Origin of the sequence: Saccharomonospora saliphila YIM 90502, assembly GCF_000383795.1 — a bacterium.
GTDB classification, from domain to species: Bacteria; Actinomycetota; Actinomycetes; order Mycobacteriales; family Pseudonocardiaceae; genus Saccharomonospora; species Saccharomonospora saliphila.
The window spans coordinates 99,726-110,955 of sequence record NZ_KB912678.1 but is presented as its reverse complement, the minus strand read 5'-3'; the positions used below and the strand labels follow the sequence as shown (position 1 = coordinate 110,955).

The 11,230-nt window shown below is 71.8% G+C and carries 14 protein-coding genes; 11 read left to right on the top strand and 3 right to left on the bottom strand.

Annotated elements, in window-relative coordinates; genetic code table 11:
* Positions 1-519 precede the first annotated feature (519 nt).
* From SACSA_RS0113020 to era, 6 genes are all read left to right on the top strand, one after another.
* On the top strand, positions 520-876 hold the full coding sequence (locus tag SACSA_RS0113020) for a histidine triad nucleotide-binding protein (protein WP_019816366.1): 357 nt from the start codon (positions 520-522) through the stop codon (positions 874-876).
* A 116-nt stretch (positions 877-992) separates the two neighbouring features.
* Positions 993-2,078, top strand: coding sequence for a PhoH family protein (locus tag SACSA_RS0113015; RefSeq protein WP_019816365.1), 1,086 nt, complete (start codon positions 993-995; stop codon positions 2,076-2,078).
* On the top strand, positions 2,075-2,626 hold the full coding sequence (ybeY, locus tag SACSA_RS0113010; RefSeq protein ID WP_019816364.1) for an rRNA maturation RNase YbeY: 552 nt from the start codon (positions 2,075-2,077) through the stop codon (positions 2,624-2,626). The genes SACSA_RS0113015 and ybeY overlap by 4 nt, the downstream gene beginning before the upstream one ends.
* Entirely contained in the window at positions 2,623-3,963 is a 1,341-nt protein-coding gene (locus tag SACSA_RS0113005) for a hemolysin family protein (protein WP_019816363.1), read from the top strand. The genes ybeY and SACSA_RS0113005 overlap by 4 nt, the downstream gene beginning before the upstream one ends.
* Entirely contained in the window at positions 3,956-4,291 is a 336-nt protein-coding gene (locus SACSA_RS0113000) for a hypothetical protein (RefSeq protein ID WP_019816362.1), read from the top strand. The genes SACSA_RS0113005 and SACSA_RS0113000 overlap by 8 nt, the downstream gene beginning before the upstream one ends.
* Positions 4,288-5,190, top strand: coding sequence for a GTPase Era (era, locus tag SACSA_RS0112995; protein ID WP_019816361.1), 903 nt, complete (start codon positions 4,288-4,290; stop codon positions 5,188-5,190). The genes SACSA_RS0113000 and era overlap by 4 nt, the downstream gene beginning before the upstream one ends.
* 22 nt (positions 5,191-5,212) lie before the next feature.
* On the opposite strand, the gene SACSA_RS0112990 is transcribed toward era, so the two are convergent.
* Complete coding sequence (locus SACSA_RS0112990) at positions 5,213-5,893, bottom strand: hypothetical protein (RefSeq protein ID WP_019816360.1); 681 nt, start codon at positions 5,891-5,893, stop codon at positions 5,213-5,215.
* 158 nt (positions 5,894-6,051) lie between these two features.
* Between SACSA_RS0112990 and recO the strand changes: the two genes are divergently transcribed.
* Genes recO through SACSA_RS0112965 form a run of 5 tightly spaced genes read left to right on the top strand, consistent with a single transcriptional unit; the run spans position 6,052 to position 9,931 of the window.
* Positions 6,052-6,927, top strand: a complete 876-nt coding sequence (gene recO / locus SACSA_RS0112985) for a DNA repair protein RecO (RefSeq protein ID WP_198009061.1) — start codon at positions 6,052-6,054, stop codon at positions 6,925-6,927.
* Positions 6,872-7,702: an isoprenyl transferase gene (locus SACSA_RS0112980; protein WP_028661835.1), complete on the top strand. Its 831-nt coding sequence runs from the start codon at positions 6,872-6,874 to the stop codon at positions 7,700-7,702. Before recO ends, SACSA_RS0112980 begins: the two co-directional genes overlap by 56 nt.
* Positions 7,699-8,109: a hypothetical protein gene (locus SACSA_RS0112975; protein ID WP_019816357.1), complete on the top strand. Its 411-nt coding sequence runs from the start codon at positions 7,699-7,701 to the stop codon at positions 8,107-8,109. Before SACSA_RS0112980 ends, SACSA_RS0112975 begins: the two co-directional genes overlap by 4 nt.
* Positions 8,106-9,170, top strand: coding sequence for a permease (locus tag SACSA_RS0112970; protein ID WP_019816356.1), 1,065 nt, complete (start codon positions 8,106-8,108; stop codon positions 9,168-9,170). Before SACSA_RS0112975 ends, SACSA_RS0112970 begins: the two co-directional genes overlap by 4 nt.
* The gene (locus tag SACSA_RS0112965; protein WP_019816355.1) at positions 9,170-9,931 is read left to right on the top strand and encodes a TIGR03943 family putative permease subunit; all 762 of its coding nucleotides are present in this window, start codon (positions 9,170-9,172) and stop codon (positions 9,929-9,931) included. The genes SACSA_RS0112970 and SACSA_RS0112965 overlap by 1 nt, the downstream gene beginning before the upstream one ends.
* 121 nt (positions 9,932-10,052) lie before the next feature.
* Here the strand turns inward: SACSA_RS0112965 and SACSA_RS0112960 are convergent, their stop codons facing one another.
* Together SACSA_RS0112960 and SACSA_RS0112955 are read right to left on the bottom strand one after the other, a co-directional pair.
* Positions 10,053-10,508, bottom strand: a complete 456-nt coding sequence (locus SACSA_RS0112960) for a Fur family transcriptional regulator (protein ID WP_048876748.1) — start codon at positions 10,506-10,508, stop codon at positions 10,053-10,055.
* A gap of 5 nt (positions 10,509-10,513) precedes the next feature.
* Positions 10,514-10,942 (bottom strand): ArsR/SmtB family transcription factor, encoded by a 429-nt coding sequence (locus SACSA_RS0112955; protein WP_019816353.1) that lies wholly within the window; start codon positions 10,940-10,942, stop codon positions 10,514-10,516.
* Between the last annotated feature and the right edge of the window lie 288 nt (positions 10,943-11,230).

Below are 11,230 nucleotides of genomic sequence, written 5' to 3'. Positions count from 1 at the left end.
CGCCGGGTGCGGCTCGGCCCGACAGTGCTGCGCACCTCGACGGCGGGGGCGGTGGCCCTGGGCGCCCTCGGTGCGCTGACCGCCCGGTGGCGGTAGGCCGAACGGAGGCGGGTCGCTGCCACGTGTGGCACAACTCCGCGCGAATCCCCCGCGTTCGCCGCACACGGGCCCGCGCGGATCTCTACTCTGGGTCCCGTCGGCCCACGGTGGGTCACCGGGACGAGGTTTCCGGGCGCCCTGCGGCAGCCCCGGGAGCACCCGCGGAGACCACTGTGGAACCGGGTGAGGGACACCGTCGGACACCTCCCCCTCGGTCCGGCGGCGCCGCGGTGGCGCGTGGAGCGACCCCCAGGCTGCACCGCCCCGCGGCCCCTTCTTTCCGGGCCGGTGGTTCCGGCGCCCTCCGGTCGCCGCCACTGCCGCGGCTGCCGAGGGCGGAGCGGTCGCAGTACGCTCGAAGGCCCACGCGGAGCCCGTTACCGGGGCATCCGCCGACCGAGCAGCCCGACCGGGAGGACCATGAGCGACGAGAAGACGCTGTTCGAGCGCATCATCGCCCGGGAGGTTCCAGCCGACATCGTCCACGAGACCGAGACCACGCTGGCGTTCCGGGACATCAGCCCCCAGGCGGCCACGCATGTGCTCGTGGTGCCCAAGACCCGCTACCGCGATGTGGCGGAACTGGCCGCCGCCGACCCAGGACTGCTGGCCGACGTGGTCGCCACGGCGGCACGGGTGGCCGAACTCGACGGCCTCGGCGACGGCTACCGGGTGGTGTTCAACACCGGGGCCGACGCCGGACAGACGGTGTTCCACGTGCACGCCCACGTCCTCGGCGGGGAACAGCTGGGCCGGTTCGGGCGTTATTCCCCGTGAGCACCGGGCCGGGTAAACTCCCGTGCCCCGACGCGGTGTGACCCGTTAACATCGACTGACCAGGGACGACGACACACGACCCGCACGTTGCGTGCAGAAAGCAGGCCCGAGGCCACGTGGCCGGAACCGAACCGCTGCGACCCGCGCACCCCGCACCGCCCGAGTCCGAGTCCGCGCAGGCGGACCCGTCGGCCGCGCAGGACCGGTCGGCACAGTCGAGTTTCCCGATCCCGGACTCCGCCGCGTTGGTGCTGCTGGGTTCCCGTGACGAGAACTTGCGCGTGGTCGAGGATCTGCTCGACGCGGACGTCCACGTGCGCGGCAACGAGGTAACCCTGACCGGCGCGCCGAGTGACGTGGCCTTCGCCGAGCGGGTGTTCGCGGAACTGGTGACCCTCGCGAACAAGGGCCAGCAGGTGGGCCCGGACACGGTCCGCCGCACGGTGACCATGCTCTCCGGCGGCGGCTCCGAGTCGCCCGCCGAAGTGCTCAGCATGAACATCCTGTCGCGGCGCGGGCGCACCATCCGGCCGAAGACGCTGAACCAGAAGCGTTACGTCGACGCGATCGACAAGCACACGGTGGTGTTCGGCATCGGTCCCGCGGGCACGGGCAAGACCTACCTCGCGATGGCGAAGGCCGTGCAGGCGCTGCAGAGCAAGGACGTCACCCGGATCATCCTCACCCGTCCCGCGGTCGAGGCGGGCGAGCGGCTCGGCTACCTGCCCGGCACGCTTTCCGAGAAGATCGACCCGTACCTGCGTCCGCTGTACGACGCGCTGCACGACATGGTCGACCCGGAATCCATCCCCCGGCTCATGCAGGCGGGCACCATCGAGATCGCGCCTCTGGCCTACATGCGCGGGCGCACCCTCAACGACGCGTTCATCATCCTCGACGAGGCGCAGAACACCACGCCCGAGCAGATGAAGATGTTCCTCACCCGGCTCGGGTTCGGCTCGAAGGTCGTGGTGACCGGCGACGTGACCCAGGTCGACCTGCCCAACGGGCAGCGCAGTGGGCTGCGCGTGGTGCGTGAGATCCTCGAAGGCGTGGAGGATCTGCACTTCTCGACCCTGACCAGTCACGACGTGGTGCGGCACAAGCTGGTGGGCGACATCGTCGACGCCTACGAGCGCTGGCAGGCCGTCCAGGACGACGCGGCCGACGGCCGTGCGGTCGGCGGGCAGGGGCGACGGTGAGCATCGAGATCGCCAACGAGTCCGGCGTCGACGTCGACGAGACCTCGATCGTGGCCGCCGCCCGCTTCGCGCTCGACCGCATGGAGGTCAGCCCGCTGGCCGAGCTGTCGGTGTCGCTGGTGACCCTGGAAGTCATGGAGCAGCTGCACGTGCGGTGGATGGACCTGCCTGGCGCCACCGACGTCATGGCGTTCCCGATGGACGAGCTGGAGACCGGGCGCAGGCCCGACTCGGGCGAGATCTCGCCCGCCCTGCTCGGTGACATCGTGCTCTGCCCGGAGTTCGCCCGCGGCCAGGCGCGAACGGCCGGGCACTCCCTGCTCGACGAGCTGCACCTGCTCACGGTGCACGGCGTACTCCACCTGCTCGGGTACGACCACGCCGAGCCGGAGGAGGAACGCGAGATGTTCGGCCTCCAGAACCGCATTCTGGGCGACTTCCGTGCCGCGATGAACGCCGCCCGCAGGCAGGACACCCAACGCGGGAACGACGAGCGCCTTCTGGGCGCCGCCGGGCTGCACGAGAGGACCGATTCGGAGTCACCGTGACCTCTTCGGCCACTCTTCTGGTCGTCGCGGCGCTGCTGGTCCTGCTCGGCGGTGTCCTGGCGGCGGCCGACGCCGCGATCGGCACCGCGTCGGCGGCCCGTGTCGAGGGCCTGATCCGATCGGGGCGGGCGGGGGCGCGCCAGCTCGACGTGGTGCTGCGGGAGCGTTCGCGGCACATCAACCTGCTCCTGCTGCTGCGGATGGGCTGTGAGCTGACGGCCACGGTGCTGGTCACGGTGGCCTGCCTCGACCTGCTGGAACCGGTGTGGCTGGCGGTGCTGGTCGCGAGCGTGGCGATGGCCGTGGTCAGTTACGTGCTGGTGGGGGTCGGCCCCCGCACGCTCGGCAGGCAGCACCCCTACCGCATCGGCGCGCTGGTCGCGGGCCCGGTGCGGGCGCTGGGCACCGTGCTCGGGCCGCTGTCCAGACTGCTCATCGTCGTCGGCAACGCCATCACGCCGGGCAAGGGCTTCCGTGAGGGTCCGTTCACCACGGAGGCCGAGTTGCGGGAGCTCGTCGACCTCGCCGAGGAGCGCGGGGTCGTGGGCACCGAGGAACGGGAAATGATCCACTCGGTGTTCGAGCTCGGCGACACCGTCGCCCGCGAGGTCATGGTGCCGCGCACCGAGATCGTGTGGATCGAGCACGACAAGACCGTGCGCCAGGCGCTCGCGCTGTCCCTGCGCACCGGGTTCACCCGGATTCCGGTGATCGGGGAGTCGGTCGACGACATCGTGGGCGTGGTCAACCTCAAGGACCTCGCCCAGGCCTCGGTCGCCGAAGGCGGCACCACGCGTGAGGTGCGCGAGCTGATGACCCCGGCGAACTTCGTACCCGACTCGAAGCGACTGGACACCCTGCTCAAGCAGATGCAGGTGTCCCGGCATCACATGGCCGTCGCCGTGGACGAATACGGCGGTACGGCGGGCCTGCTGACGATCGAGGACATTCTCGAAGAGATCGTGGGCGAGATCGCCGACGAGTCGGACACCGATGAGCGTCCGCCGGTGGAACACGTCGACGACCACGTGGTGCGGGTCTCGGCGCGGCTCGGCCTCGACGATCTGGGCGAGCTGTTCGACGTCGACCTCGCCGAGCACGACGTGGAGACCGTCGGCGGTGTCCTGGCCCAACGGCTGGGCAGGGTGCCGCTGCCGGGCGCCGAGGCCGAGGTGGACGGGCTGCGGTTGCGCGCCGAGGGCGGCAAGGACCGGCGTGGCCGCATGCGCATCACCACCGTGGTCGTGCGCGCGGCCGACGGACGCAGGATCGGTCCCGGCACTCCGGCCGGGGCCGAGGAACTTCAGGAACGCGACAGGAGAGTAGAGCATGCCTGAGCTGGACCCGGAGGACGAGAAGATCGTCGTCCTCGCTCGTTCGACGCGGGCGCGGGTGGGGGCGGCCGAGGGTGCCGCCGTGCGCGACACCGACGGCCGCACCTACGCCGCCGCGTCGGTCGCGCTTCCGTCGCTGAGCCTGACCGCCGTGCAGGCCGCCGTGGCGGCGGCGGTGTCCAGTGGAGCCGAGGGACTGGAGGCCGCGGCCGTGGTCACCGACGAGGACATCGTGCACGAGGCGTCCCTGCTGGCCGTGCGCGATCTCGCGTCCGACGCCGTGATCCTGCGCGCGGACGCGTCGGGCACCGTGCGGGAGACCATCAGGTGAGCGAGACCGCGCACCGCTCCGGGTTCGCGTGCTTCGTCGGCAGGCCGAACGCGGGCAAGTCGACACTGACCAACGCGCTGGTGGGCACGAAGGTCGCGATCACCTCGGACAAGCCGCAGACCACGCGGCACGCCATCCGGGGCATCGTGCACCGCGAGGACGCCCAACTGATCCTCGTGGACACACCCGGCCTGCACCGGCCGCGCACGCTGCTCGGCGAACGGCTCAACGACCTGGTGCGGTCGACGTGGTCGGAGGTGGACGTCGTCGGGTTCTGCGTGCCCGCCGACGAGAAGATCGGACCGGGGGACCGGTTCATCGCCGGTGAACTCGCCAAGATCGTGGGCAGGACGCCGGTCCTCGGCGTGGTCACCAAAACCGACCTGGTTGAGCCGGAGCAGGTGGCTCGTCAGCTTCTCCAGCTCCAGGACGTGCTCGACTTCGCCGACCTGGTCCCGGTCTCGGCGGTGGACGGCTACCAGGTGGGCCTGTTGTCCGACCTGCTGGTGAGCCGGCTTCCCGAGGGTCCCGAGCTGTATCCGGACGGCGATCTCACCGACGAGCCGGAGCAGACGCTGGTGGCCGAGCTGATCAGGGAGGCCGCCCTCGAAGGCGTGCGCGACGAGCTGCCCCACTCCATCGCGGTCACGATCGAGGAGATGCACCAGCGCGAAGGCCGCGACGACCTGGTCGACATCTACGCGCACCTGCACGTCGAGCGGCCCAGCCAGAAGGGCATCGTGCTCGGTCACCGGGGCGGCAGGCTCAAGGAGGTCGGCGCCACGGCGCGCGGGCACATCGAGCGCCTGCTCGGCAGCAAGGTCTACCTGGATCTGCACGTCAAGGTCGCCAAGGACTGGCAGCGCGACCCGAGGCAGTTGCGCAAGCTCGGCTTCTGAGGCGGCCGAGCACTCCGGTCCGTCAGGGTGCCAGCACCGGGTCGATGAGTACCACGGTGTACGGCTCGCTACAGAACGAGCCGACCCGCACGGTGAAACGGAAGGCCGATCCGAGATCGACGGCCACCTCCGCCTCGTCGCCGGGGGCGACGGAGACCGTACGCGCGGGCTCTCCGTCGAGGAGAACGGTGACGTCCACGCTGCCGGAGATCGAGTCGTCGGTGACAGCGGCGTGCGCGTGGAACGAGCGCATGCCTGGGATGACGTTGTAACTCGTGGAACGGGATCTCGCGCACCCCGGCTCGGCCGTCAGTACGCGCGAATGCTGTTCGTGACCCACCCGCGCTTCGCCCGGCCGCCAGACTCGGCGTCCTTCGACGGGGGGTTGGTCGAGAAGAGACACCGCGTCGGCATCCGAGGACGGTGAGCTGGAGGCCTGCCCATCGTCAGTGCCGGGTGCCGTCGCCGTGGAGCCGCCCGGCGCCGTGCGCGATGTCGCCGGGCGCGTGGCCCCGGAGCCCGGATCGGCGGCGGTGGCGGTGCCGCGCGTTTCGGATGGTCCGGTCAGCACGGCCGTGGCCACCGTGGCGGCGGCGGCGATCGCGGCCGCGCCCAGTGTCGCGTTCCGGGCGATCTTGGCGGCGGCGATCGTCGGTTCGGTGCCGCTGGTGCCCTCGGCCGCCCGTCGATTGCGCGCGGTCATGAAAGCCTCCTTCGTCACTGTCCGGCGGCACCGGTCGACCCGAGGTTACCGGGTGCCCGCGCCGGGCGGTCGTGAATTCGGCGACCGGTGCCTGCCGGACGGGTGCGTCGTCTGTCGGCACGACGCGTGCGTTCGAGGCCGACGGCGCGCGTGGGATGATGAGAGACGTGAGTCTCTACCGGGATACGGGCGTGGTGCTGCGGGTGCACAAGCTCGGCGAGGCCGACCGCATCATCACCCTGCTCACCCGGCGGCACGGCAAGGTGCGCGCCGTGGCCAAGGGGGTGCGGCGCACGACCTCCCGGTTCGGCGCGAGGCTGGAGCCGTTCGGGCACGTGGACGTTCAATTCTACACCGGCCGCACGCTCGACGTGATCACGCAGGTGCAGACGGTGGACGCGTTCGCGTTGCCGATCGTGGGCGATTACCCGCGCTACACGGCGGCCAGTGCGATCACCGAGACCGCCGACCGGCTCACCGCCGAGGAGGGTGAGCCGGTGCTGCGGCTGTACCTGCTGCTGGTCGGCGCGCTGCGGGCGCTGGCGGAGGGGCGGCGCGACCCGTCCCTGGTGCTCGACGCGTTCCTGCTGCGCTCGATGGCGCACTCGGGCTGGGCTCCCGCCATCGCCGAGTGCGCCCGCTGCGGCCGTGCCGGTCCGCACGGCGCGTTCAACGTGCAGGCGGGTGGCTCGCTGTGCGCGCACTGCCGCGTCCCCGGCTCGGTTCACCCCGCGCCCGAGGTGCTGGTGCTGCTCGGGGCGCTCCTGCACGGCGACTGGGGCACCGCCGAGGCGAGCACAGCCGCGATCAGGCGGGACGTGAGCGGGCTGGTCGCGGCGCACCTCCAGTGGCACCTTGAGCGGCAACTGCGGTCCCTGCCGTTCGTGGAACGCCGTGCCCGTGAGTCGCCGATCGGCGAGGCGTTAGGGTCGAAGACGGTGTCCGGAAATGCCGGGGCGGTCGACACGGAGGTACCAGGTGCGGCGCAGGGGACGCGAGTCCACGACGGCACAGGTGGAGGTGCGGGACCCTGAGCCGCACCCTTCCGGCGCGCGCCCGCCCCGGATTCCGCCGGAGCTCGTGCCGGGCCACGTGGCCCTGGTGATGGACGGCAACGGACGGTGGGCCAACCAGCGGGGCCTGCCCCGCATCGAGGGGCACAAGCGCGGCGAAGCGGTGATGATCGACGTCGCCAGTGGCGCGGTGGAACTCGGCGTGCGGTGGCTCTCGGTGTACGCCTTCTCCACGGAGAACTGGAAGCGCAGCCCGGACGAGGTGCGCTTCCTGATGGGGTTCAACCGGGACACGATCCGCCGTCAGGTGGACTACCTCGGCTCGATCGGCGTGCGCATCCGGTGGGCGGGCCGGAGCCCGAAACTGTGGCGCAGCGTGATCAAGGAGTTGCGTGCCGCCGAGGAGAAGACCCGGCACAACACCAAGCTCACCATGACCATGTGCGTGAACTACGGCGGGCGCGCCGAGATCGGCGACGCCGCGCGGCGCATCGCCCGGCTCGCCGCCGACGGCGCGATCAATCCGGACAAGGTGGACGAACGCACGGTCGCGAAGTACCTGTACCAGCCCGAGATGCCGGACGTGGATCTGTTCCTGCGCCCGTCGGGCGAGCTGCGCACGTCGAACTTCATGCTCTGGCAGTCGGCCTATGCCGAGTTCGTCTTCCAGGACACGCTCTTTCCGGACTTCGACCGCACGAAACTGTGGGAGGCCTGCCTGGCCTACGCCCGGCGGGACCGCCGCTTCGGGGCCGCCGTGGACGCCGCCGAGGCGGACGGGGGTGAGCCCGCATGACGTCCGAGGCGGCCGACACCGCCGCGTTGCTGTCCTCCGCGCGGCAGGCACTGGAGCGCTTTCTCGAGGTCCACGTCGACGACGACGGCACGTTGACCTTCTCGCACGCCGACGTGCCGTGCGTGGTGCAGGCCATGCGCCTTGCCGACGGGCTGAGCGTGCTGAGCCTGACCTGCGTGGTGGCGTGGGACCTGCCCGACGAGCAGGTGCTGGCCGCGTCGGTGGCCGAGCGCGCGGGGCAGGGAGTGTTCGGCACACTCGGCCTCGCCCACACCGAGCGCGGGGTCGATCTGACCCTGCGCTACGCGTTTCCCGCGCAGGGGCTCGACGAGGGCCCGCTGGGCACCCTGCTGATGCTGGTGGTCTCGACCGCTTCCCAGGTCCGTAGCGAGCTGCTCGGCGCATGAGCGGTCCGGCCTCCGCCCGCTCGTCGCGCGCCGTGACCTCCGTCCCTTCCGCCGAGCCTCCGCCGCCGGAGGGTGACGCGGCGACTCCGCGCAGGCCTCGGTTCTCGTCGGTCGAGCTGCTGTGCGTGGTGCTGCTCGCCGCGATCGTCGGTCAGCCCTGGCTGGCCTCCGTGCTCGACGTGCCCGCGTTGCGCACCGCCTCGACCGTGTTCGTCGCGGTGTGCGTGCAGGCGTTGCCGTTTCTCGTGCTGGGCGTACTGGTCAGTGGTGCGCTGGCCGCGTTCGTCCCGGCGCGGGTGCTGGAGCGGGTCCTGCCCCGGCGCCAGGGCGCCGCCGTGGGCGTGGCGGGCCTGTCCGGCGTGGCGTTGCCCGGGTGCGAGTGCGCGTCCGTTCCGGTGGCGCGGAGGCTGATCGGCCAGGGCGTCGTACCCGCCGCCGCGCTGACGTTCCTGCTCTCGGCCCCCGCCGTGAATCCCGTCGTGCTCGTGTCGACGGCGGTCGCGTTCCCGGGTGACCCCGCGATGGTGCTGGCCCGGTTCCTGGCGTCGTTGGCCACGGCGGTGGTGATGGGTCTGCTGTGGATTCGCTGGGGCCGTCCGGAGTGGATGGTCGCGCGGGCACGACGGCGGGTCGCCGAGGTGTCCGGACGAGCCCGGTGGACGGTGTTCGCCGAGACCGCGCGTGCCGACCTCGTGGACGCGGGCGGGTTCCTCGTGCTGGGCGCACTGGTGTCGGCGGCGCTGGGCGTGCTGGTGCCCGCGTCGTGGTTCACCGCGCTCGGGGAACAGGTCGTGCTCGGGGTGCTGGTGATGGCGGTGCTGGCGGTGGTGCTGTCGTTGTGCAGTGAGGCGGACGCCTTCGTGGCGGCCTCGCTCGCGCCCCTGCCGCTGTTGCCCAAGCTGGTCTTCCTCGTCGTCGGGCCCGCCGTGGACGTGAAACTGTTCGCCCTGCAGGCGGGCACCTTCGGCCGGAGCTTCGCGATCCGGTTCGCTCCCGCCACGTTCGTCGTCGCCACCGGGTGCGCGGTCGTGGTCGGCACACTCCTGCTCGGAGGTGGCTGATGCGCCGCGAGACGCAGAACATCCTCCTGTTGCTGCTCGGTGGCGCGCTGCTCCGGATCGCGCTGACCGGGGACTATCTGCGCTATGTCAAGCCGACGCTACAGCCGTGGCTGATCGGCGCGGCGCTGGTGACACTCGGGCTCGGCGCGGTCGCCGCGGTGCGGGACGTCCTGGCCGCCCGCCGCCGGGCGCGCGACAGCGGTGCCGACGTGTCCGTGCCGGGTGACGACGGATGTCCCGGGCACGAGCACCGCCACTCGGCGCGGTCGGCGTGGTTGCTGGTCCTGCCCGTGCTCGCGATCTTCTTCGTCGCCCCGCCCGCACTCGGCTCCGACTCGGTGAAACGCGCGGGCGACGACGGTGGTCAGTCCGTGCCACGGTCCGACTCGGCGTTTCCGCCGCTGCCCGAGAAGGAGGTGGTCGCGCTGTCGGTCACCGAGTTCGTCAGCCGCGCCGGGTGGGACTCCGCGGGCAGCCTGACCGGCCGCACGGTGTCGCTGACCGGGTTCGTCGTGCACAGCGGCGGCGAGCCGACGCTGGCCCGCATGGTGATCGGCTGCTGCGCCGCCGACGCGTACGCGGTGCGGGTGCGGCTCGTCGGGCAGCGCGCCTCGGTGGTGCGGAGCCTGCCCGACGACACCTGGATCGAGGTCACCGGCCGCGTGGTCCCCGGCACGGCCGTGCCGGACAACGGTTACCGCCCGGACCTCACGGTCGCCACCGTCACCCGCACGCCCGCACCGCGAGATCAGTACGAGTAGTCCCGGGTGCCCACCTCGCCCGGCCGGGGACGGTCGTGCGCGGACGCTCGTCGGGGCCTTGCCACGCGGCGTTCGGCGCCGGCGGAAGTCCCGGGAGTCCTCCCGAGTTCTCCGCGGTCGGTCAGGACGCGTCGCGGTCGGCGCAGCCCGCGCAGGTGCCCACGATCTCGACCGTGTGGCGGATGTCGGAGAAGCCGTTGCCGGTGGCGGTGCGCTCGGCCCACCGTTCGACGGCCGGACCCTCGACCTCGACGGTGTAGCCGCAGTGCCGGCACACGAGGTGATGGTGGTGATGCGCCGAGCACTGCCGGTACACCGCCTCCCCCGAATCCGTGCGCAGGACGTCGATCTCGCCCGCTTCGGACAGCGACTGCAACGTCCGGTACACGGTGGTCAGGCCGATGCCCTCGCCGCGCCTGCGGAGTTCGTCGTGCAGCTCCTGGGCGGACCGGAAGTCATCGGTTTCGGCCAGCAGAGCCACGACAGCGGCGCGTTGCCGGGTCGCCCTGCGGCCGGGTACGGGAGCCCGTTCGCGCGCGCCGGCCGTGGTCGTCTCGGCTGTCCTGGTTTGACTCATACCGCTCATTCCGCCGGGGTTTCTTCCTGCACGTGCGCGACGGCGTCGACGACGATGTGCGCCAGATGGTCGTCCACCAAGTGGTACACCACCTCGCGACCCCGCCGCTCACCCTGTACCACGCCCGCCGCCTTGAGCACCCGCAGGTGCTGGCTGATCAGCGGCTGGGTCACGTCGAGCGCGTCGACCAGCTCGTGGACACACCGCGGACCGTGCCGCAACTGCAACACCACCGCGATGCGCACGGGCGCCGCGAGCGCCCGCAGCAACTCTCCGGCATCGACCAGGGTGGCGCTCGGTGGTGGGGCGGGCACGGTCAGTGGAGCGCCGCCCCGGTCGTGTTCGTGGTCCCCGGGCGCCTCACCAGCGGCGCCGGTGCGGCCGTACTCACCCGCGCCGGGTGCACCCGCCGCGTCCGAGCCCACCGTCGCCATCGTCGCTCTCCAGACTCGATCGTCCTGCGTCGCTCGCCGAATGCACTACCATCCTAGTGCTTCGTCACCGACCACGATGATCCGCGAGCGCGACGGCGGAGAAGGCGAACGGGATGAGGAGCCGCTTCGTGAGCACCGAGGCCACCGTGACCTCCGCGCACCGGCGAGGACGCCCGCGCGCCACGCCCCCCGCGTACCCGTCGGCGCGCCCGGGCTTCCCCACGGGCCGCCGGCTCACCCGGACGGGGGTCGCACTGTCGGGTGTTATCGCGGTGGTGGCCGCCGCTG